The organism is Williamsia sp. z71, from assembly GCF_059553375.1.
Genome location: NZ_JCANWX010000008.1, coordinates 219,287 through 241,079, shown reverse-complemented (window position 1 = coordinate 241,079; position 21,793 = coordinate 219,287). Strand labels below are relative to the sequence as shown.

24 protein-coding genes are annotated in these 21,793 nt (G+C 63.7%); 10 read left to right on the top strand and 14 right to left on the bottom strand.

Going from position 1 to position 21,793, the window contains the following annotated elements:
• The first annotated feature begins 1 nt into the window (after position 1).
• From AC51GR_RS20455 to AC51GR_RS20445, 3 genes are all read left to right on the top strand, one after another.
• Entirely contained in the window at positions 2–973 is a 972-nt protein-coding gene (locus tag AC51GR_RS20455; RefSeq protein ID WP_496326478.1) for an NADPH:quinone oxidoreductase family protein, read from the top strand.
• A 38-nt stretch (positions 974–1,011) separates the two neighbouring features.
• Positions 1,012–1,482 carry a pyridoxamine 5'-phosphate oxidase family protein gene (locus tag AC51GR_RS20450; RefSeq protein ID WP_496326477.1) on the top strand — a complete coding sequence of 157 codons (471 nt, stop codon included), beginning with the start codon at positions 1,012–1,014 and terminating at the stop codon, positions 1,480–1,482.
• Between the two features lie 83 nt (positions 1,483–1,565).
• A complete protein-coding gene (locus AC51GR_RS20445; RefSeq protein ID WP_496326476.1) occupies positions 1,566–2,237 on the top strand; it encodes a hypothetical protein in 672 nt (223 codons plus the stop codon).
• Positions 2,238–2,314: 77 nt separating this feature from the next.
• On the opposite strand, the gene AC51GR_RS20440 is transcribed toward AC51GR_RS20445, so the two are convergent.
• The 14 genes from AC51GR_RS20440 to AC51GR_RS20375 all read right to left on the bottom strand — a co-directional run bounded on the left by AC51GR_RS20440 (position 2,315) and on the right by AC51GR_RS20375 (position 15,611).
• Positions 2,315–2,818 (bottom strand): hypothetical protein, encoded by a 504-nt coding sequence (locus AC51GR_RS20440; protein ID WP_496326475.1) that lies wholly within the window; start codon positions 2,816–2,818, stop codon positions 2,315–2,317.
• Positions 2,815–3,420: a TetR/AcrR family transcriptional regulator gene (locus tag AC51GR_RS20435; protein WP_496326474.1), complete on the bottom strand. Its 606-nt coding sequence runs from the start codon at positions 3,418–3,420 to the stop codon at positions 2,815–2,817. The genes AC51GR_RS20440 and AC51GR_RS20435 overlap by 4 nt, the downstream gene beginning before the upstream one ends.
• Positions 3,421–3,514: 94 nt before the next feature.
• Positions 3,515–4,663, bottom strand: a complete 1,149-nt coding sequence (locus AC51GR_RS20430) for an acyl-CoA dehydrogenase family protein (protein WP_496326473.1) — start codon at positions 4,661–4,663, stop codon at positions 3,515–3,517.
• Positions 4,664–4,676: 13 nt separating this feature from the next.
• The gene (locus AC51GR_RS20425) at positions 4,677–5,822 is read right to left on the bottom strand and encodes a thiolase family protein (RefSeq protein ID WP_496326472.1); all 1,146 of its coding nucleotides are present in this window, start codon (positions 5,820–5,822) and stop codon (positions 4,677–4,679) included.
• On the bottom strand, positions 5,823–6,641 hold the full coding sequence (locus AC51GR_RS20420) for an enoyl-CoA hydratase/isomerase family protein (RefSeq protein ID WP_496326471.1): 819 nt from the start codon (positions 6,639–6,641) through the stop codon (positions 5,823–5,825). It lies immediately after the preceding gene.
• Complete coding sequence (locus tag AC51GR_RS20415; protein WP_496326470.1) at positions 6,631–7,893, bottom strand: CaiB/BaiF CoA transferase family protein; 1,263 nt, start codon at positions 7,891–7,893, stop codon at positions 6,631–6,633. The genes AC51GR_RS20420 and AC51GR_RS20415 overlap by 11 nt, the downstream gene beginning before the upstream one ends.
• Positions 7,893–8,660: an SDR family NAD(P)-dependent oxidoreductase gene (locus tag AC51GR_RS20410; RefSeq protein WP_496326469.1), complete on the bottom strand. Its 768-nt coding sequence runs from the start codon at positions 8,658–8,660 to the stop codon at positions 7,893–7,895. Before AC51GR_RS20410 ends, AC51GR_RS20415 begins: the two co-directional genes overlap by 1 nt.
• Positions 8,660–9,826 carry an acyl-CoA dehydrogenase family protein gene (locus tag AC51GR_RS20405; RefSeq protein ID WP_496326468.1) on the bottom strand — a complete coding sequence of 389 codons (1,167 nt, stop codon included), beginning with the start codon at positions 9,824–9,826 and terminating at the stop codon, positions 8,660–8,662. Before AC51GR_RS20405 ends, AC51GR_RS20410 begins: the two co-directional genes overlap by 1 nt.
• A gap of 155 nt (positions 9,827–9,981) precedes the next feature.
• Positions 9,982–10,296 carry a hypothetical protein gene (locus AC51GR_RS20400; RefSeq protein WP_496326467.1) on the bottom strand — a complete coding sequence of 105 codons (315 nt, stop codon included), beginning with the start codon at positions 10,294–10,296 and terminating at the stop codon, positions 9,982–9,984.
• The gene (locus tag AC51GR_RS20395; protein WP_496326466.1) at positions 10,262–10,666 is read right to left on the bottom strand and encodes a hypothetical protein; all 405 of its coding nucleotides are present in this window, start codon (positions 10,664–10,666) and stop codon (positions 10,262–10,264) included. Before AC51GR_RS20395 ends, AC51GR_RS20400 begins: the two co-directional genes overlap by 35 nt.
• Positions 10,663–11,370 (bottom strand): ABC transporter ATP-binding protein, encoded by a 708-nt coding sequence (locus tag AC51GR_RS20390; protein WP_496326465.1) that lies wholly within the window; start codon positions 11,368–11,370, stop codon positions 10,663–10,665. Before AC51GR_RS20390 ends, AC51GR_RS20395 begins: the two co-directional genes overlap by 4 nt.
• The gene (locus AC51GR_RS20385) at positions 11,367–12,083 is read right to left on the bottom strand and encodes an ABC transporter ATP-binding protein (protein WP_496326464.1); all 717 of its coding nucleotides are present in this window, start codon (positions 12,081–12,083) and stop codon (positions 11,367–11,369) included. The genes AC51GR_RS20390 and AC51GR_RS20385 overlap by 4 nt, the downstream gene beginning before the upstream one ends.
• The gene (locus tag AC51GR_RS20380) at positions 12,061–14,241 is read right to left on the bottom strand and encodes a branched-chain amino acid ABC transporter permease (RefSeq protein WP_496326463.1); all 2,181 of its coding nucleotides are present in this window, start codon (positions 14,239–14,241) and stop codon (positions 12,061–12,063) included. The genes AC51GR_RS20385 and AC51GR_RS20380 overlap by 23 nt, the downstream gene beginning before the upstream one ends.
• Positions 14,241–15,611 carry an ABC transporter substrate-binding protein gene (locus tag AC51GR_RS20375; protein ID WP_496326536.1) on the bottom strand — a complete coding sequence of 457 codons (1,371 nt, stop codon included), beginning with the start codon at positions 15,609–15,611 and terminating at the stop codon, positions 14,241–14,243. The genes AC51GR_RS20380 and AC51GR_RS20375 overlap by 1 nt, the downstream gene beginning before the upstream one ends.
• A gap of 464 nt (positions 15,612–16,075) precedes the next feature.
• On the opposite strand from AC51GR_RS20375, the gene AC51GR_RS20370 reads away from it, so the two are divergent.
• Genes AC51GR_RS20370 through AC51GR_RS20340 form a run of 7 tightly spaced genes read left to right on the top strand, consistent with a single transcriptional unit; the run spans position 16,076 to position 21,748 of the window.
• Positions 16,076–16,606 (top strand): carboxymuconolactone decarboxylase family protein, encoded by a 531-nt coding sequence (locus AC51GR_RS20370; protein ID WP_496326462.1) that lies wholly within the window; start codon positions 16,076–16,078, stop codon positions 16,604–16,606.
• A gap of 3 nt (positions 16,607–16,609) precedes the next feature.
• Positions 16,610–17,881, top strand: coding sequence for an aromatic ring-hydroxylating oxygenase subunit alpha (locus AC51GR_RS20365; RefSeq protein ID WP_496326461.1), 1,272 nt, complete (start codon positions 16,610–16,612; stop codon positions 17,879–17,881).
• The gene (locus AC51GR_RS20360) at positions 17,862–18,188 is read left to right on the top strand and encodes a hypothetical protein (protein WP_496326460.1); all 327 of its coding nucleotides are present in this window, start codon (positions 17,862–17,864) and stop codon (positions 18,186–18,188) included. The genes AC51GR_RS20365 and AC51GR_RS20360 overlap by 20 nt, the downstream gene beginning before the upstream one ends.
• A gap of 1 nt (position 18,189) precedes the next feature.
• Entirely contained in the window at positions 18,190–19,401 is a 1,212-nt protein-coding gene (locus tag AC51GR_RS20355) for a metal-dependent hydrolase family protein (protein WP_496326459.1), read from the top strand.
• On the top strand, positions 19,388–19,804 hold the full coding sequence (locus AC51GR_RS20350) for a nuclear transport factor 2 family protein (RefSeq protein ID WP_496326458.1): 417 nt from the start codon (positions 19,388–19,390) through the stop codon (positions 19,802–19,804). Before AC51GR_RS20355 ends, AC51GR_RS20350 begins: the two co-directional genes overlap by 14 nt.
• Positions 19,801–20,931 (top strand): acyl-CoA dehydrogenase family protein, encoded by a 1,131-nt coding sequence (locus AC51GR_RS20345; RefSeq protein ID WP_496326457.1) that lies wholly within the window; start codon positions 19,801–19,803, stop codon positions 20,929–20,931. Before AC51GR_RS20350 ends, AC51GR_RS20345 begins: the two co-directional genes overlap by 4 nt.
• Position 20,932: 1 nt before the next feature.
• Positions 20,933–21,748: an acyl-CoA dehydrogenase family protein gene (locus tag AC51GR_RS20340; protein WP_496326456.1), complete on the top strand. Its 816-nt coding sequence runs from the start codon at positions 20,933–20,935 to the stop codon at positions 21,746–21,748.
• Positions 21,749–21,793: the final 45 nt, after the last annotated feature.

Genomic DNA, 21,793 nt, shown 5'->3' with positions numbered 1-21,793 from the left:
TATGCGCGCAGCCGTGTGCCCGGAACCGGGTCCGCCGGAAATCGTTGAGGTTCAGGATATTCCCGCTCCGTCTTTGAAAGCCGGTCAGGCCCGCGTGGCAGTTGCCTGCGCCGCAGCGAACTTTCCCGACGTCCTCGTGATCGCCGGGGAGTATCAGGTCAAGGTCCCCACGCCGTTTGTGCCGGGCAGCGAGTTCGCCGGCACCGTCACCGAGGTCGCCGACGATGTCACATCCGTGGCTGTCGGCGCCCGGGTGACCGGGACGGGCATCGTCGGCGCGTTCGCCGAAGAGGTCTGTGCCACCGCGGCCGGACTGAAGATGATCCCGGAATCGATCTCCGACGAGGTGGCCGCCGCGTTCGGTGTCGCCCACCGCACGGCCTACCACACGCTGCGCTCGGTGGCCCGCATCAAAGCGGGCGACCACGTGATCGTCCTGGGCGCCGGTGGCGGCGTGGGACTGGCGGCGGTGCAACTGGCCGTCGCCATCGGCGCCACCGTCACCGCCGTGGCCTCCTCGGACGAAAAACTCGCCGTGGCCAAGGATTACGGCGCAACAGCGGTGATCAACCACCGCAACGCCGACCTTCGCACCGCCCTGCGGGAGCTGGTCCCCCAAGGCGCCGACGCGGTCATCGACCCGGTCGGAGGTGACCAGTCCGAGCCGGCGCTGCGGGCGCTGGGCCGGGGTGGACGTTTTGTCACCATCGGGTATGCCTCCGGCACGATTCCGCGCATCCCGCTCAACCTCGTCCTCGTCAAAGGGGTACAGGTGCTGGGATTCCAGTTCCAGGACCTGCCGCCGGACGAGTACCGGCGCAACGAGGACGAACTCGCCGAACTCCTCGTCGAGGGCACCGCGGTCCCCCACATCGGGGCCACCTACCCCCTGGAGCAGGCGGCCTCGGCGCTACGCCTGGTGGCCGACGGTCAGGCCATCGGCAAGGTTCTGGTCAAGGTAGCCACTGCTTGAAATGTCTGCGTGACAATGACATCGGCGATAGGTGAAGCATGAGCGAACAGTTACGGGAGCAGAAACGCGGGCGACGCATCGCCATGACACCGGAGGAGCGCGATGTGTTCCTGAACGCGAACCGCACCTGCCGGATGGCAACGAGCGGCGTGAACGGTGCCCCGCACATGTCAGCACTCTGGTACGTCTGGGACGGCGAGGCGCTGTGGCTCAACTCCCTTGTGAAAAGCCAACGCTGGACCGACATCGTTCGCGACCCGAGGGTGTCCGTGCTCGTGGACTCGGGTGACGACTTCTCCGATCTGTGCGGCGTGGAGATCATCGGCAGCGCAACCCCGGTCGGTGAGGTCCCGAGGACCGGTGAGCCGGTCGAAGAGCTCATCGCCCCGGAAGCAGCATTCGGAGCGAAGTACGCCGGTGGCAGGTTCGGCTACGACGGAAGGCATGCCTGGCTTCGGGTCGTCCCGACGAAGATCGTCAGCTGGGATTTCCGTAAGGCCGGGAAGTAGCCGCTGATGGCCACATCGTGCACATCGGACATCGAATCGGCGAAAGCGCGAACATCCGAGCCGTCCCCGGCCACAATGTTCACGTGAGCGGAGCAGCCGGGCGGCCCACACCGTCGTCGACACCCGTACGGGCAACGATGACGGTGGTTCCCGCCTTCGCCACCAACGATCAACTCGTCGACGCAGTCCGGCTCGTGAAGCAGGAGCGCAGGCGAGCCCGAAGCCGCGACCTGCCCTACCGGCTGGCCGTCCTCGGCACCACCACCGCCGACCTTGTCGAACACGCCGGCGGCCTGCTGTTCGACCACATCATGGCGGGCTGGGTTGTCACCGTTCTGGTTCCATCAGACGCCGATCCGCGGCCGCTGCAGATACTCGGCACCCGGATACTCGACGTGGACACAGCCCTGAAGATGGATCTCGAGCCGTCACTGCGGTCACGACGCCACGGTCCGTGGCCGCACAAGGTCGTGATGTCGGGTGATGTGTGTGCCCGCAATCCCCTCTTACACAAGGGCGTTCTCCAATCCTTCGACAACGGCGACACCAACACGATGCTGTGGGGCCCCCGCCGGCCTGCTGTGCACGCCGACGACATCACGCCCGTCGAGCATCAACTCAGCAACGCAGCGCGCGCTTTCAAGGCACATGCGCTGGCCGCCACGTCGGCAGCGGACACCGAGGTCTCGCAGGTGGAATCCTTCACCGGCAACAAGGTACGCACCAAGGCTCCACCGGCACTTCATCTCGCTTGATCAGAGCACACCGACGCGACAACACCTGGGCCCCGACACAGTAAGTGTCGGGGCCCAGGTGAGTATTTGTCGTCGTGTCAGGCCGGAACGAGGTCCGACAGACCCTCCCACGACCGGGTCTTGCCGCAGCGGAACACCTCGGTCAGGCCGACCGCATCGGCGGGCAGAGATGCGGCGGCGAGCGCCTGCGCCTTGAAGGCCCGGGCGGCAACACTGAGACGGTGACGCACCGTTCCGATCCGGGTATCGAGCTCGGACGGCAGGCGATCACCCCAGAGCGTCACCTCGGTTTCACCGTCCTCGAGGATCTGCTGCACACCATCGCGCACCCGATCATCACGCTCGTAGAGCGATCCGGCGGTGACGACGGCCTGCGGATGGAATCCGAATCCCCGCCATTCGAAGGCCGACTCGAAGTCGACCGTCTGTGCGCCGAGGATCTGCAGGGCCCGCGCAGTCGGGTCGTCCTGCACCAGCACCGTGACATCCCAGCCGGCCATGCCGCGGTCGAACACCAGGCCGCCGGCGTACTTGATCACCTCATTTGCCGTCGGTGCAACGACCACCAGGCGGTACTTCACGAATTCGTCACCCGCCCGAAGTCCCTCGCCAGCGACTTTGCGTATTCCCTGAACACTTCCGTCAGTGGAAGTGATTGATCCAGCAGCCATGATGTTTCCATCCCATTGAGAAAGGCGACTATTTCGAAGGCCTTCAAATCTGCATCGAAGTCCGAGCGGTACCTACCATCGGCCTGTCCGCGCCGGATACCAGCGGCAACGGTGCCAATTGCGGCGTGATACCTGGCGAGCAGGCGATCATGCAGCGGCGCATCCGGTTCGAGGTTCTCCATCTGGAGCACCGCGAACGTTCCTATCAGTTCCGGGGACCGTTCGAATCGCTCGGCGACCCTCACGATCCCTTCGAGCAGATCGCCTTCGCGATCGGCATGTTGGTCGTCGTCGGCATCGCGCATCTCGAGCACCGCATGTAGGAGCTGTGCCTTGGACTCGAAATGGTGGAGCAAACCGGCGGAGCTGACGCCGGCTTCGGTGGCGATCTGCGACAGAGTCGTATTGCGCCACCCGTTACGTGCGAGCAACCGTTGCGCGACGTCGAGAATCTGTCGCTTGCGCTCCTCGCCTTTGACGAGAAGAGCTTCGTAAGGTCGATCACTCGCCACTGATGTCCTTCGCTCCAGCCAACCAACTGAACAGATAGTAGGTTGGATTCACCCATGTGACAAGAGTCTCACCAAATTTGATGTGGGTTGCAGATCACAGACCGAGCGATTTGGCGATGATCACCTTCATGACTTCGCTTGTACCTGCATAAATGCGTGCAACCCGGGCGTCGAGGTAGAGCCTGGCGATGGGATATTCGGCCATGTATCCGTACCCACCGAACAGCTGCAGGCACCGATCGACGACTCTCGCCTGGACTTCGGTGCAGAAGAGTTTCACCCGTGCGGCGTCAGAACCGGACAACTCGTCGTCCACCAGATCGAGGACCGCGCGGTCGACCATCGCCTGTCCGGCCTCGATCTCGGCCGACATGGCCGCGAGTTCGAACTTGGTGTTCTGGAACGAACTGACCGGCGTACCGAACGCCTTGCGGTCTTTCACGTACTCGATGGTGGTCGTCACGGCCGCCCGCGCCTGGGCGATCGAACCCACGGCCACGGTGATGCGCTCCTGCGGCAGGTTCCGGCCGAGGTAGCCGAACGCCTTGCCTTCCTCACCGAGCAGGTTCGACACCGGCACCCGGACATTGTCGAAGGACAGTTCTACGGTGTCCTGGACCTTGCAACCCATCTTTTCGAGCACCCGGCCGCGTTCGAAACCTGGCATGCCGTCCTCGACGACCAGCAGCGACAGACCGCCACGACGGTTGTCCGGATCGGTCGATGTCCGGGCCAGGACGATCACCAGGTCGGCGAGCAATCCGCCGGTGATGAAGGTCTTGGCACCGTTGAGCACATACTCGTCGCCTTCGAGCACGGCGTTGGTGCTCACGCCTGCGAGGTCGGATCCGGTGCCCGGTTCGGTCATCGCGATCGCCGACAGCAGCGTGCCCTTGGCAAGCCCCGGGAACCAGCGGGTCCGCTGGTCCTCGTTGGCGTACTCGAGGAAGTACGGGAGGATGACGTCGAGCTGGGTCCGGACGGTGCTCAACGTGACCAGCGCTCGCGCCGCTTCCTCCTGGAGGATGACGTTGTAGCGGTAGTCGCGCAGGCCGGCGCCGCCGAACTCCTCGGGGATTGCGATACCGAGCAGTCCGAGCGATCCGAGTTCGGCGAAGATCTCGCGCGGCATCTGACCGGCTTTTTCCCAGGCCGCGTACTCCGGAACGATGCGCTTGCCGATGAAGTCGCGCGCCAGCGCCCGGAACTCCTCATGGTCCTCGGTGAATACTCCGCGTCTCATATCGCTTCCTCTCTCACGAAACCAGTTCGACGAGGGTGGCGTTGGCAGTGCCGCCGCCCTCACACATGGTCTGCAGTCCGTACCGGATTCCGTTGTCCCGCATGTGATTGATCATGCGGGTCATCAGAATCGCCCCCGAACCACCGAGCGGGTGACCCAGGGCGATCGCACCACCGAGCGGGTTCAGCAGGGCCGGATCGGCACCGGTTTCTGCGAGCCAGGCCATCGGGACCGGAGCAAATGCCTCGTTCACCTCGAACACGCCGACCTCGGACAGCTTCACGCCCGCCTTGTCGAGGACCTTCGCGGTCGCCGGGATCGGGCCGGTGAGCATCAGCACCGGATCATCACCGACGACGGCACCGGCGGTGTACCGCACCAACGGCTTCAAACCCAGCTCGCGCGCCTTTTCCGGGGTCATCACCAGCAATGCCGCTGCGCCATCGGAGATCTGGGACGAGTTGCCGGCATGGATCACGCCGTCTTCGGCGAACGCGGGCTTGAGGTTGGCCAGCTTTTCGACCGTGCTCCCCCGCCGGATACCCTCGTCGGCGGTGACGACACCGTCGTCGGTCGGGGTGGCGACGATCTGGGACTCGAACGCGCCGGCATCCTGCGCTTTCGCGGCCCGCTCATGGGAGAGCACCGAGAACTCGTCGACGGCGGTCCGGTCGAAACCCCACTTCTGGGCGATCTTCTCGGCCGAGATCCCCTGGTTGAAGGCAAAACCTTCATAGCGGCCAAGGGCTTTGGGCCCATACGGCGCGCCGGTCGAGCGGGCCGCACCCAGCGGCACGCGGCTCATCACCTCGACACCGCCCGCGACGACGACGTCCTGCTGGCCCGACATCACTGCCTGCACCGCGAAGTCGAGTGCCTGCTGGCTCGATCCGCACGCCCGGTTGATCGTGACCCCGGGGATCGATTCGGGCCATCCGGCGGCCAGGACCGAATACCGGCCGACATTGCTGGACTGGTCACCGACCTGCGAAACACAGCCCCACACAACATCATCGATGATCTCCGGGTTCACACCGCTGCGCTCGGCGAGGGCCGTGAGCACATGAGCCGAAAGATCGACCGGATGAACGCCGGCCAGTCCGCCGTTCCGTTTTCCGACTGCGGTACGAACCGCCTCGACGATGACAACTTCGCGCATCTACTTCTCCACTTCGGTGTTCTGTGATGACGGCCGGGGCACAGCCCACTGGCCGGTGAATTCCGGTGTTCGCCGCGCGCTGAAGGCGGCAAACGCCTCCTGGGCGTCGCGGGTCGCAAAATTGGCGGCCTGCGCGCGGGCCTCGTTGGCCAGCGCATCGTGCAACGTGCGATCGGCGCCCTCGTTGAGCAAGGCCTTCGTCTGTGCCAGCGCGATCGGCGGTCCGGCCGCGAGCCGGCCGGTGAGGTCGTCGACGAAAGCATCGATCTCCTCGGCGGCGACCACCCAGGTGACGAGGTTCAGCGCGCGGGCCTCGGTGGCATCGATCTGCTCGGCCAGCATCGTCAGTCGTTTGGCCTGTTGCAGGCCCACAAGTTTCGGCAGCAGCCAGGAACCACCGAGGTCCATCGACAATCCCCGCTTGACGAAGATCTGTGAAAACGTCGATCCCGGTGTGGCGACCACAAAGTCACAACCCAGCGCCAGATTCCAGCCCGCACCCACCGCCACCCCGTCGACCTTGGCGATCGTCGGCATCGGGAGGTTGTGCAGCAACTCGGCGACCGCGGTGAGGTTACGCAATTTGTATGTCGGATGCGTCGGGTCGGGGGTGGCGATGTCGGCGCCCGAGCAGAATGCACCACCGGCCCCGGTGATGACCAGCGCCCGGACGGTGCGATCGTCACCCGCGGCGATCAGCGCGTCCCGCAACGCGATCCAGAGTTCGCGGCTGATCGCATTCTTGCGGCGCGGCCGGTTCAGGGTGAGGGTCCGGACCCCATCGCGATCATCGCACAGCAGTTCTGGCTCAGCGTTCATACGCCGGACCGACCGCACCCTGTGCCCGTAGTCCCACCAGATCGTCCTCTCCGACACCGACGTCGGCCAGGATCTTCTCGGTGTGCTCACCGAGCCCCGGTACCGCACCCATCGGCGGATCGAAACCCGAGATGATCGGGGGTGGCAGCAACGCCGCGATCGGACCGTTCGGAGTGTCGATGTCGCGCCAGCGGTCTCGTTCGGAGAGCTGCGGGTGCGCGATCACCTCACTGGGCAGGTTGTACCGGGCATTACCGATACCCGCCTTGTCCGCGATGCTCTGGATCTCGGACAGATCGTGCTCCGCGCACCAGGCTCCGACGGCCTCCTGCAGCACGTCCCGGTTGGCCACGCGGCCGCTGTTGTTCGCGAACCTGGAGTCGTCGGCGAGATCATCACGGCCGATGATCTCCCGCGCCAGACGCTGCCACTCGCTGTCGTTGGTCGTACCCAGGACCACCGTCTGCCCGTCGGCGGTGGCGTACGAACCGTACGGCGAGACCGCGGGCGAACTCATGCCCAGCGGCTGCTGGTCGACCCCGGAATGACGGGTGTAGTTCAGCTGGTAACCCATGACCTCGGCTGCAGTGTCGAAAAGACTCACCTTGACCTCGGCAGAACCTTTGCCCTCCGCAACGCGCCGGTCCCGCGAGTACAGCAGCGCGATGATCGACAGAGCGGCATAGAGACCGGTCGAGACATCCGCCACCGGCGGACCGGGTTTCGCCGGTTGACCGGGGAATCCGGTCACGGCGCAGACGCCGGCCTCGGCCTGGACCAGCAGATCGTAGGCCCGCTTGTGCGACAACGGACCACCACTGCCGTATCCGTCGATCTCGACCGCAACCAGATTCGGATGGCGCCGTGCCAGCTCGTCCCCCGACAAGCCGAGCCGTGCAGTCGCCCCTGGCGCGAGATTCGACACCAGCGCGTCGGCCCGGTCGAGCAACCGGTGCAGCAGATCGATCCCGGCCGCCGACTTCAGATCCAGGGTGACCGATTCCTTGCCACGGTTGGCCCAGACAAAGTGGGCGGCTTGGCCTTTCACCACATCGTCGTAGTGGCGGGCGAAGTCACCGCCCTTCGGATTCTCGACCTTGATCACCCGGGCCCCGAAATCTGCCAGGGTCCGGGTGCACATCGGGGCCGAGATGGCCTGCTCGAGCGTCACCACGGTGACACCGGCGAGCGGGCCCGCCGACTCACCGGCGTCCGGCCGGTCAGCGGCATCCGAAAGGTCAGCGGAGCTCATCACATCACCATGCCGCCATCGACCGGCAAGACCTGACCGGTGACAAACGACGAGGCATCAGAGGCGAGAAACAGGAACGCGCCGGCGATCTCTTCCGGTTCGGCCCAGCGCCGCAACGGAATCCGGTTGAGCATGTTCTCGGCGAACTTCTCGTTGGTGCGGATCGTCTTGGTCATCGGCGTCGCGGCCAGTGGGGCCAGCGCGTTGACGAGGATCTGCTTGCGCGCCAGCTCACGCGCCAGCGACTTCGTCAGACCGATGATGCCGGCCTTCGCCGCCGAGTAGTTGACCTGCCCCAGTGTCCCGGTGATACCGGCAGACGACGTCACGTTGATGATCCGGCCGGTGCCGTCGGTGGGGAGGTACCGCAACGCCGCCTGGGAGCAGTTGAAGGCGCCTTTGAGGTGGATGTCGAGCATCCGCTGGAACGACTCCCCGGTCGTGTCCTTGAACATCGCGGGCGCGGTGACCCCGGCATTGTTGACGACGATGTGCAGAACTCCGTCGGCGAGTGCGGCCGCCGCCGACGCAGCCGCGTCGGCACCTTCACGATCACTGACGTCGAGCTCGAATCCCTCTGCCTTGCCGCCGGCCTCGACGATGCGCTTGGCAACCAACGTGGCCGCCTCACCGTTGATGTCGGTGACCAGAACGGCGGCACCGGCGGCGGCGAACGCCTCTGCCACAGCCGAACCGATGCCACCGGCCGCGCCGGTGACCAGGGCCGACCGTCCGGTCAGATCGAACATTCCAGTTTTGACGCTCATCAGTAGCTCCTCGGCATTCCCAAAGTATGTGAACCCAGATAGTTCAGGATCATCTCCTGGCTGATCGGGGCGATCTTCATCAGCCGGGCCTCGCGGAAGTACCGCGCGACGTGGTACTCCTCCGAGTAGCCCATACCGCCGTGCGTCTGCAGGGCCCGGTCGGCCGCATTGAAACCGGCTTCAGCACAAAGATACTTTGCGGTGTTTGCCTCACGGCCACAGGGCTTTCCATTGTCGTAGAGCCAGGTTGCCTTGCGCAGCACCAGTTCTGCGGCATCCAGATGGGCCAGCGCGTCGGCCAGCGGGAACTGGATTCCCTGATTCATGCCGATCGGCCGATTGAAGACGATACGTTCGCCGCCGTACTTGACGGCCTTGTCGAGGGCGACACGTCCGATACCGAGGGCTTCCGAGGCGATCAGCATGCGCTCCGGGTTGAGTCCGTCGAGCAGGTACTTGAAGCCCTGGCCCTCTTCTCCGACGCGATCCTCGATCGGGATCCGGAGATCATCGATGAACAACTCGTTGGAGGTCACCGCGTTTCGGCCCATCTTCGGGATCGGCCGGATCGTCACCTTGCTGCGGTCGAGATCGGTGAGGAACAGCGTCATGCCGTCGGTCTTCTTCTCGACATCTTCGTACTTCGTCGTCCGGGTCAGCAGCAGGATCTTCTCCGACTCCATCGCCTTGGAGATCCACACCTTGCGGCCGTTGACGACATAGCTGTCACCTTCGCGCTTGGCGAAGGTGGTGATCCGCGAAGTGTCCAGGCCGGCACCGGGTTCGGTGACGCCGAAGCAGACATGTAGGTCACCGTTGACGATGCGTGGCAGCGTACGGGCCTTCAGTTCATCGGATCCGTGCACAACGACCGGATGCATACCGAAGATCGACAGGTGGATCGAACTCGCGGCATTCATCGCGCCACCGGAACGGGACACCGCCTCGAGCAGCAGCGTCGCCTCGGTGATGCCCAGACCGTGACCGCCGTATTCCTCCGGCATGGTCATTCCCAGCCAACCACCGTCGGCGATCGCTTTGTAGAATTCTTTCGGAAACTCGTGCGCGAGATCCTTTTCCATCCAATACTGGTCATCAAAACGACTTGCCAGCTCGGATACCGACTTGCGGATCAGTTCCTGATCCTCGGTCAAATCAAAGTTCATTCCGGTGGACACAACGCATTCCTTCCGATCTTTTCCGTCTCGTGCCGATTTCCGCATCGAGTCACGCCTGCCGCTGCATGCAGGAGAATTCGCCGTTGCGGGAGGCCGGATTCCGACCCCCCGCGACGACGACATTCTGGCGCTCAGTTACCCGATCAGTCAGAAGCGGGCAGCGGCTTGGGGCTCTTGATACTCAGTTCGGCGCCATCGACGCTCAACGTCCCGGTGCCCGCGGACGTGCAGAGCAACTCGATCGTGTCACCCGCGTCGACATAACGCTTTCCGAGAAGTGTTGCCGGAGAGCTGCCGTCACCGGCGATCTTCGCCGCGGTGGCAGCGGGCACCATCGGTGCGCCGCCGCAGGCGACCACCACGTCCGAGGCCGGCGCCTTCACCACCACGACGCGGGTCGCGCAGCTGGTACTTGCCAGCTGATCACCGGGGCGCAACGGCGTGCTTTGCTGAGTCATCGTGTACATCCTTTTCGACGAGAACCTTATCGTTGGGAGAGAGCTGTTCGGAGAGGTTGCTGAAGTCGAACGCCTGCCGGGCCAGCCAGAACCGCAGGAACTCCGTGAGGGAGTAGCGCAAGAACACCGCCGACCCGACAACAGCCAGCGAGATACCGATCAGTGCGATGACGATCGCATCGCGCTGCTCGAGCGGACTCGCGGTGCCATGCGACATGAAGTAGGCGATGATCGCCAGCACCGGGCCGATCACCATCAGCGCGAGGCCGATGCGCAGCCAGAGCTGCGACCGGCCGGTGGCCGGATCGGCGATCTTCAGCTCGGACAACTCACGGGTGAAGCGATCGGCGCGGGATTCGGATGAGGTCATGAGGAACTTCCTAGGTAGAGGGCTGCCAGTTCTTTTCGGAATTCGTCGTCGGGACGACCCTGGTGTTCGACCCGTCCGCGGACTAGCACCGCGGCATGGTCTGCATAGTCGAGAACGGCCGCCGCGAACTGCTCGACAACCAGTACGGCGACACCCTGCCGGGCGATCTCCGCCACCTGCTCATAGAGCTCGGCGACGATCAGGGGCGCCAGCCCCATCGACAACTCGTCGAGCAACAGCACCGCGGGATCGGTTGCCAGACCCCGGGACAGGGCCAGCATCTGCTGCTCACCGCCGGACATCGTGCCGGCGGTCTGCGTTGCCCGCTTGCCCAGAATCGGGAAGCGACTGAACGCGATCTCTTCGATCTCCGCGCGCGAACGCCCGGTGAAGGTCATCATCTGCAGGTTCTCCCGGACCGTCAGGTTCGGGAACACGCCGCGACCCTCGGGGATCAGGCAGACACCGGCGCGGGCCACATCACCCAACGCCATTCCGGTGGCATCTCGTCCGCCGAGAATCAGCTGACCCGATTTGACCGGGTGGTTGCCGGCCGCCACGTTCAGCGTCGTGGTCTTGCCGGCACCGTTCGGTCCGAGCAGGGCGACCACCTGTCCGGCGGAGACGCTCAGATTGATGCCGTGGAGGACCGAGATGGCGTCATAAGCCGCCCGGACGTCCCTCAGTTCCAACATTGGAGTCATGCTTCCGTCCCCAGGTATGCAGCCAGAACCTTTTCGTCTTTACGGATCACATCGGGCGGACCCGATGCGATGATCTTGCCGAGGTCGAGCACGAACACCTGGTCACAGACTTCCATCACCAGCTCCATGTCGTGTTCGACCAGCAGGATCGCCGCACCGCGGTCGGCGATCGTCCGGAGCAGGAGCGCGAAGCGTTCCGTCTCCTCGGGATCCTGCCCGGCCGCGGGTTCGTCCAGCAGCAACAGACTCGGTTTGACGGCGAGGGCTCGCGCCACCTCCACCAAACGTCCCATACCCGTTGGCAACTCGTCCGAACTCACGTCGGCGATGTCCTGCAGACCGAGCCGTTCGACGATCTCGTCGACGACCTCCGTGGCGTTGCGACGATGGGGACCGAGCTCCGCGGCAACCAGCAGGTTGTCGCGAACGCTCAAGCGCCCGAACAGTTCCAGTCGCTGGAACGTCCTTGCCAGACCACGACGGGCCCTCTTCGAGGGACCTTCGCGCGTCACATCATGGCCATCCATCACCACCGTGCCGGTCACCGGCTTACGCAGCCCGGTGACCACGTCGAACAGTGTGCTCTTGCCGGCACCGTTCGGCCCGATCAAGCCGGTGATCTTGCCGGCCTCCGCCGACAGCGCAACGTCTTCCAGCGCCCGGTGGCCACCAAAGGCCACCGTCACGCCACTAACCTCGAGTTGCAATGGCATGGTCCAACACCTCCTCGTCCTCGGCGCGCCACGGGCGCTTGAGCCCCCACCACTCGACCGGGATGTCTTCATCCACAATCGACCCATCTGAGCCCAAAGTGTCCGAATTCGGGAATTCCGGATCGTCCGGATCGATGATCGGGGCGGGCTTGAGCGCCGCCCAGACCTGCAGGGCAATCACTCCGGCGACGATCCCGAAGAAGAAGATCCAGCCATCGAACACGTCGCCGAGGCGCAGTGCCCAGAGCAGCACGAACCAGCTCAGGAATGCCGACACCGCAATGCGATCGGCGAAGATCGGATCCCACTGCTTGCGCATCTGCGGGATCGCACCCGAACTCAGGATTCCGCCGGCGAAGGCGATACCCGCCAGACCCGGGATCACCTGGACGAGATCGGCGGAATCCGGCCAGATCATCACCACTGCGACAAACGGACCGGCCAGCATGAATCCGGTGAAGAACCCGGCGCCCACCGAGCCCAGACCCGCGATGGTCGCGATCAGGAACAGCGGCAGTCCGGCAACAAAATTGAACTGATCTGCGGTGACCGACTGCAGTTGCATCCCGTACAGGGCGCCGCCGAGACCGGCGATGCCGGCACCGAGTGCGAAGACCGCAACCTTTGCGGTCAGCAGATTGCCGCCGAGCGTGGCGTAGGCCGCCTCGCTGTCACGTTGCGCGATGAGCCTGCGGCCGTAGCGGCTCCGGCGAACCAGTGCCACGACGAGTGTCGCCAGGGCGAGGAATATCGCCGAGAGGATCGTGATGCGGGCCGTGGTGTCGAAATGGAACCCGAACAGGTTGGGCCCCACCAACTCCACCGAACCCTGGTCGAAGATCGTGATCTCCGCACCGAAGACGTTGAACGCCGGGAGGGTGAAGATCCAGCGATCCATGATCACCGCGAACGCCGCTGTTCCCAGGGCCAGATACACCCCCGAGAGCCGGAGCGCCGGGATCGCGACGATCGCACCCGCGATCGCCGACACCAGCACCGTGGCGATGAGCGCCCACCACTGCCCGCTGCCACCGAAGTAGGCGCAGGCAGCCGCACCGATACCGGCCATCGTCAACTGGCACAACGAGATCTGGCCGGCAAAGCCTGCGAGCGGGACGAACGAGAGAGCGATGATACTCATCGGGAAGATCAAGCCGAAGCTGATCAGATCACCCTCACTGAGGACTGTCGTCAGGACCACCGCGAACACGACGATCGCCACACCGAAGATCACGGTGCCACGCACGGTCGGCAACGGGACCTTGGTCAGGCGCCGGTCGCGGCCACGGAGCCGGCCGTGCGGGAACAACAGCAGTGCCAACAGCAACAGGAGCGCAGGCGCTGCCAGACGCAGACCCGGGAGATACTCGTTCTGTGGCAGGTAGCCGGCGAGATAGGCCTCCATGCAACCGACCACGATCGCGCCGACGAAGGTCATCGGCAAGCTCTTGAGCCGCCCGAAAATCGCTGCGGCGTAGGCACTGATGATGAGCAACGAGAGCTGCATCGCATCGAGGGCCACCATCGAGGCGATCAGGATGCCACCGATCGCCGCCAGCTCGGTGCCCAGGATCCACGCCACCCGGTTGGCCCGCACCGGATTCGCTCCGGTGAGGCCGACCAGTCCCCTGTCGTCCACGGTTGCCCGCATCTCGGTGCCGATACGGGTGTTGAACATCAACACCCGCAGGCCGATTGCCACTGCAATCGCCACCAACATGGTCACCATCTGATGCCACGTGATGGTGGCCGAACCGATGTGTATCGGAGACTGGTCGGCGAAGAACCGGGGAATCGACTTGGCGTCGTTCGGATCCCACACCCACCGGGCCAGGGCGATCAGACCGCTCAACAGAGCGATCGTCATCACCATTTTCTCTGCCTCACCCAATCGTTGGACCGGGCGCATCGCCAGTTCGACAAGGATCGCAAACCCCGGTGCCAGGACACCGAGAATGATGATCAGCGAGAGCCATACCGGCACACCCCATCCGATGGAGAGTTGCCAGTACGTGAACGCGGCGAACATGCCCGCCGCGCCATGCGCGAAGTTGAAGACGCCGGTGGTCGTGTACGTGAGTACCAGACCGCTGCCGATCACTGCGTAGATCGCAGCGGTCGTCAGTCCAACGATCCCGAAGGTGAGGAATTGGTCCATTACTTCACATCACTCATGCTCTTACCAACATCGGCCAGGGTCATCGGGGCTCCGTAATCCTTGGTGTATTTGTAGGGCTCTTCGCAGCGGTAGAACTCGCCGTCGGCAGCACCGATGTCCACAGACTCCCAACCATCGGCAGTTGTCTTCTGTACGTTGAAGCAGCCGTTCGGCGGAATGGGTGACGAGATGTTCACCGGAGCGTGCAATCCACCTCCGGTCCAGGCGGTTTCACTCTTGGCGGTATCCACCAGGCACGTCCGGGTGAGATCGTCACCGCAGGCTGCAGCGGACTTGGCGAAGAGCAACCACGAGGAGATCGCTCGGATCGCCGGCAGGGTTATCTGGGTGTCCGAAGAGTACTTCGCCCAGAGTTCCTTGAGCTGCTCCATAGCGGGAACATCACTCTCGATCGGCGCATTGCCGGCGAGGTCGAGGTAGTTGTTCTGCTCGGCGGCAGAAGTGCCTGCGAGCTCGATGAACTGGTCGCCGTAGGCGTTGTTGTTGGTATCGATCCAGTCGAGCTTGTAGTCGATACTGGTGAGCACACTCTCGAGCTTGGCCAGCTGCTTGAAGTCACCGTAGAAGATGAGGCCCTTGACGCCCTTGCTCTTCATGGTTTGCGCGTACGGAGTCCAGTCCGAAACACCCATTGCCGGGTACAGGTCGTTGTAGACGAATGTGCCGCCCGCCGCAGTGACTGCTTCCACGGCCTGTTCGCCGAGGACCTTCGTCACCGGCGAGTCGCCGTTGATGATGCCGACCGCACCCTTGGATTCGGGGTGGGCCTCGTCGATGAGCCAGCTCCGGAACGCGTAGTACGGATCGTAGCCCGGTGTCAGGGCCGCATCGGCCGAGATCTCGAGTTCTGAACCCACCGACTGCGTCTGCGACGTCTGGGCCGGGAAGCTCGGAAGCGTGCAGTTCAGGCGTTCCTTGACGCCGAGCCCGTCGAGTGCGCTGCCGCCACCGGCGAGGGCGAAGTCCTCACGGCATGCAGCGATCATCTGCTGTCGCACCTCCATGAGCTTGCTGTCCCGGGTGTTGGCGACGATCTTGCGGCCGTTGATACCGCCGAGGTCGTTGCACCACGAGGTGAACACCTTGGCCGCGTCGACGAACTCCGAGTTCTTGGTGAAGCCCACATCGGAGAACACCCCGACCTTGATCTCCGAGTCCGTGACCCCCTGCGCCGTGGAGCCTTTCGGCGACCCCGACGTGCAGACGTCGGACAGGTCACCGAATTCGCCCGATGCGGCGGCGGCCGCAGTCGTGCCACCGCCCCCACCTTCTTCGGCCCCGGTTTCACTGCTGTCTCGGCCGCTACAGCCGGCAACGAGCACCGTGACCGCCATCAAGGCGATCAGCATGCGTTGTGGTTTCACATTGTTCCTCTCGACTACGTCCGTTCCGTCTTCGGATTAGGGAGATCCGAGACGGGTTGTGGACCCTGCCCACAGCGGATGGATTTGCACGCCGTGGGCTGTGACGCTTCCGCTAGTAGGAAACTAGCTTCTCCCATTTGAAGAATCAAGATTTTGTAGGATGCAGGTCACACCTTACTGAAACTGTGACCATCGGCAAACCGGACAAGATATGCACCCGGCGGACCGCCCTCCGCCCATTTATCCTGGTGAGCGGCCCAGGCGACCAGACGCTCACGGAAGTGGCCAAGTCAAGGACCCCGCAGACGGACCAAACCACCCATCACAGCCCCCAGGACCACCCGAGTCAGGGAATTCTTCGGCAGGATTGACTAACCGAGCGGTTCATGGAAATCTAGGTATTCGAAAGTGAGAACGTGATTCTCCGACTGAATGAGAGGAGGTGGTGGATGCGTCTGCCCCCGCTACCCGCGGACCAATGGGACGAGACCGTCGACACTGCCCTGAAAGGCATGTTGCCCAAGTGGCGCAGGAATCCGGAGAACGCCGGGACGATCCTCGCCACCCTGGTACGGCATCCAGCCCTGACACAGGCGTACCTCGGCTTCAATGTCTACATCTTGTTCAACTCGACCCTGCCGGCACGCCTCCGCGAACTGATGATCCTGCGGATCGCAACCGTCGCGAACTGCGACTACGAGGCGCACCACCACATCGAGCTCGGCAAGCAGGCGGGTTTGACCCCGGAAGAGATCTCCGCAGCAGCCCGCGGCGAGGGACTCAACGACTTCGACAGCGTGGCCCTGCGCTCAGTCGATGAACTGAATCAGCACTCTCGAATCTCTGACGAGACCTGGGCGGAACTGTCCGACCACCTCGACGAAAAGCAGCGGATGGATCTCGTCTTCACGGTCGGGTCCTATCGAATGCTCGCAATGGCTATCAACACTTTTGACGTACAGCTCGAACAGGAAAGGTAAATCATGGCCCACTTTGAAAAACCAGCTGCAGGCAGCTGGACCGAGCACTGGCCGGAACTCGGCACCGCACCGGTTGATTACTCGGATTCGACCGACCCCGAGTTCTACCAGGGCGAGATTGACGCCATCTTCAAGAAGAAGTGGGTCAACATCGGACGCGTGGAGCGCATCCCCCGCAAGGGCAACTACTTCACCCGCGAAATCGCGGCTCTGGGAACCTCGCTCATCATCGTGCGTGATTCCGAGGGCAAGGTCCGTGCCTTCCACAACGTCTGCCGTCACCGCGGCAACAAGCTGGTCTGGAACGACTTCCCGAACGAAGAGACCTCGGGTACCTGCCGCCAGTTCACCTGCAAGTACCACGCGTGGCGCTACAGCCTCGAAGGCGACCTGACCTTCGTCCAGCAGGAGGGCGAGTTCTTCGACCTGGACAAGAACGACTACGGCCTGGTCTCGGTCAACTGTGATGTCTGGGAAGGCTTCATCTGGGTCAACATGGACAACGACGCCAAGCCGTTGGATGAGTACCTCGGCCGGCTCGCCAAGGGCGTCGAGGGCTACCCGTTCCATGAGATGACCGAGGTCTACAGCTACAAGTCGACGATCAACAGCAACTGGAAGCTGTTCATCGACGCCTTCGCCGAGTTCTACCACGCTCCGGTGCTGCACCAGAAGCAGGCGACCAAGGAAGAAGCCGAGAAGTTGCTGCACCACGGCTTCGAGGCGCTGCACTACGACATCGACACCCCGCACTCGATGATCTCCACCTGGGGAGGCATGTCGCCGCCCAAGGACCTGAACATGGTCAAGCCGATCGAGCGCGCCCTGCGAAGCGGCCTGTTCGGACCGTGGGATCGTCCCGACATCGAGGGCCTCGATCCGCTGCCCGAGGGCATCAACCCCGGCAAGGCAAAGCCTTGGGGCATCGACGAGTTCGAGTTCTTCCCGAACATGTCGCTGCTGTTCTGGGCGCCGGGCTGGTACCTGACCTACCACTACTGGCCCACCGCGGTGAACCAGCACGTCTTCGAGGCCAATCTCTACTTCGTGCCCGCGAAGACCCCTCGTGAGCGCCTGGCACAGGAACTCGCCGCAGTCACCTTCAAGGAGTACGCGTTCCAGGACGCCAACACCCTCGAAGCAACGCAGACGATGCTCGCCACCAAGACGGTCAGCGACTTCCCGCTCTGCGACCAGGAAATCCTCCTCCGCCACCTCCACAAAGTGGTCAAAGACGAAGTAAGGGAGCACAAAAATGCCACAGCTACCAAGTGATTTCGCTGATCTAGAGAAGTTCTCTGACTGGATCCTGGCCACCGAGCAGGAGCGTTACGCAAAGCGTCTCGACTCTTCGATGGACGAGATGCAGGAGTTCTACGACGCCGGCATGGAGCGCATCGAAGCCGCGCTCGACTACTGCGACAAGTTCGATCTGTACGAACTGCCGGACGACGTCCGCGCACTCATGTACCTGTTGCAGTCGCTCATCATGGTGTCGTTCCCGATCGAGGTCTGGAAGCAGCCCCGCGTGCTCGACAGCGGTGCGGCGTGGGTCGAGACCGTGAAGCAGCCGGTGTTCTGACATGCAAACACTCGTAGCGGCGGGCCTACTCGACATCGATTCCGGCGAAATCGTCCGACCCGGAGTAATCCGGATCGACGGAGAACGGATAGTTGGAATAGGAGGTACTCCAGAAGGCGAAATCACCGATCTCGGTGACCTGATCCTGGTCCCTGGCTTCATGGACATGGAAGTCAACCTGCTCATGGGAGGACGTGGCGAAAAGCCCGTCGCATCCATGGTCCAGGATGATCCGCCGCTACGAATGTTGCGTGCCGTGGGTAACTCCCGCCGCACGCTGCGGGCCGGTTTCACCACGGTCCGCAACCTCGGTCTCTTCGTGAAGACCGGTGGGTATCTCCTCGACGTCGCCCTCGGCAAGGCCATTGACGCCGGCTGGGTCGACGGTCCCCGGATCATTCCCGCCGGACACGCGATCACCCCCACCGGTGGGCACCTCGACCCGACGATGTTCGCGGCCTTCATGCCCGGCGTCCTCGAGTTGACCATCGAAGAGGGCATCGCCAACGGTGTCGACGAAGTCGTCAAGGCCGTTCGGTACCAGATCAAGCACGGCGCCCAGCTCATCAAGGTTTGTGTCTCCGGTGGCGTCATGTCGCACACCGGAACTGCAGGCGCCCAGCACTATTCATTTGACGAACTCTGCGCGATCGTCGACGAGGCACATCGCCGTGGACTGCGGGTTGCCTCGCACACCCACGGGGCCGAAGCCGTCAAGAACGCCATCAGGGCCGGAATCGACTGCATCGAGCACGGATTCCTCGTCGATGACGAAGCGATTCAGATGATGGTCGACAACGGGACGTTCCTTGTCCCCACGACCCGGTTGATCGACGGCATGGACATCTCCCATGCCCCCGATGAACTCAAAGACAAAGCGGCCATCATGTTCCCGCAGGCCCGCATCTCCGTGAAGAAGGCCTACGACGCCGGTGTGAAGATCGCCGTCGGAACCGATGCCCCCGCAATCCCCCACGGCAAGAACGCAGACGAGCTCGTCGCCCTGGTCGACCGGGGCATGAGCCCGCTGGCCGTCTTGCGCGCCGCCACCACCGTGGCCGCCGATCTGATCAACGTCACCGACCGCGGCCGGCTGGCCGAGGGCCTGCTGGCCGACATCGTCGGTCTGCCCGGAAACCCCTTGGACGACATCACCGTTACCCAGAATGTGAAGTTCGTGATGAAAGGCGGCAAGATCTATGTCAACAAATGATGATCTGCTCGAGCTTCAGCAACTGCTGGCCCGGTATGCGGTGCGGATGACACAGAACGACGTCGAAGGCGTCGTGAGCGTCTTCACCCCGGACGGCACCTACAGTGCGTTTGGTGATGCCTTTCCACTCGATCAGTTCCCCGACCTGGTCGCCGCGGCGCCCAAGGGCCTGTTCATGACCGGCATGCCGTTGATCGAGATCGACGGCGACACCGGAACCGGTACGCAGCCACTGTGTTTCGTCCACGACGCAACACACGACATGCGGATCGGCTACTACAACGACACCTATGCCCGCACCGAGGCCGGCTGGCGGATCAAGACCCGCAAAATGACCTTCATCCGCCGCAGTGGCGAACATGATTCGGGCATTCCGCACGCATTCGAACGTCCGGGTGCATGAACGGCGATCACATGAACGGCGATCAATTGAACAATGCCGAGTTCCGCTCGGCTGTTCGAGAATGGCTCGACGCCAATGATCTGACTGGAGGTCCCGACCACTCTCTGGATGGTCAGGTCGAGCAGTTGAATCGGGTGCGTCGGGCCCTTTTCGATGCGGGGTGGATGCGTTACGGCTGGCCTGCCGAGGTCGGCGGGCTGGGCGGACCGGCGGAACTGCGCGCGGTCCTCGGTGAAGAGGTCGCGATCCGCGACCTCGCCGAGCCCGGCCTGTATTCCATGATCGAGGTCCTGGTGCCGACGATGATGTCGTACGCGACACCGGAACTGGCCGCGGAGATGGTCCCGTTGATGCTCAGCGGCGCCGAGCAGTGGTGCCAGGGATTCTCCGAGCCGGGTTCGGGCAGCGATCTGGCGTCGCTGACCACCAAAGCTGTTCAGCAGGGCGACAACTGGGTGATCTCCGGCCAGAAGGTCTGGACCAGCCTGGCCCAGTACGCCTCTCGATGCGTCCTGCTGACGCGAACAGGTCCGGGCCACAACGGGATCACCGCATTCTTCGTCGACATGGACACTCCCGGTATCACCGTTCGGCCGCTGCGTACGATGCACGGGGTCGACGAGTTCGCAGAGGTCTACTTCGACAATGTGGTCGTCCCGGCCGACCGGATGCTCGGCAAGCCCGGTGACGGCTGGGGGGTCGCGATGGACCTTCTCCCCCACGAACGCTCGACCTGCTTCTGGCATCGCATCGCATATCTGTTCACCCGGCTGGACCGCTTGCTCACCCAGTCCGCTCCGATCGTGACCGCGGCGGACGACGCCGAACTCGGCTCCGCCTATCTGGCGCTGCACACCATTCGCTGCCGGTCCCGGATGACCCAGCAGCGTCTGGCCGACGGCGCCCAACTGGGGCCCGAAACCTCTGTCGACAAGGTGCTGCTGGCCACTGCCGAACAGCAACTGTTCAACACCGCGCGTGACCTGCTCCCCGGCGCCATCGAGCTCTCGGAGTCGGAATGGCGGATCGAATACCTCTATTCGCGTGCCGCGACGATTTATGGCGGCACCGCGGAGATCCAGCGCAACATCATCGCGCGACGACTACTCGATCTCGGGAAGGAGTGAAATGGACAAGGACGAACTCCTTTTGCTCACAGAGACTTTCCGCAAGGCAATGACCGGCGCATCGGGCCCTGAGCTCGATGCCGCACTGGTCGCACTCGGCTGGAACGAGATGCTCGCCGAGATCCCGGACATCGCTGTGCCGATGGTGTTCCGACTCCTCGGCGAGACCGGTGCGCACGCATCGGTCATCAACGATGTGATCGGCGAATACATCCCACTGCCGTTTGCCGGCGGTTCCTGGGTTGTTTGGCATCGCAAGAGCAGTGCCACCTCGAGCACCCTCGATCCGGAGTTGCCGCTGGAGGTGGTCGGATCGTGCAGCGGGACCCCGCTGCCCGTCGCCACGCTGGCCGCCGCCCAACGCGCGATCGGATGGTGGCTGGTCGGCACGAGCCGGACGATGCTGTCCATGGCCCGCGAACACGCCCTCAGTCGCACCCAGTTCGGCAAGCCGGTTGCCGGGTTTCAGTCGATTCGTCACAAGCTCGCCGAAACCTATGTGGCGATCGAAGGCGCCGAGGCAACACTGCAGGCGGCAACGGGCGCGGCCGCGGCTGCGGGTCCGGAGACGCAGCGGGCCGACGAGCTGGGGTCGATCCTGGCGAAAGCCGCAGCGGGACAGGCTGCTCTCACCGCGAGCAAGCACTGCCAGCAGATCCTGGGCGGCATCGGATTCACCGAAGAACACGACCTGCAGCGCCACATCAAACGCGTGCTGGTCCTCGACGGTCTGTTCGGCAGTGCACGGGAACTCACCCGTGAGGCCGGCGCCATCATTCGCAAGCAGGGTCACGCACCCCGCCTCGTCGACCTGTAGAGGCAACACGCCGAACAAGAAGGGCCGGTATCTCGTAAGAGATAC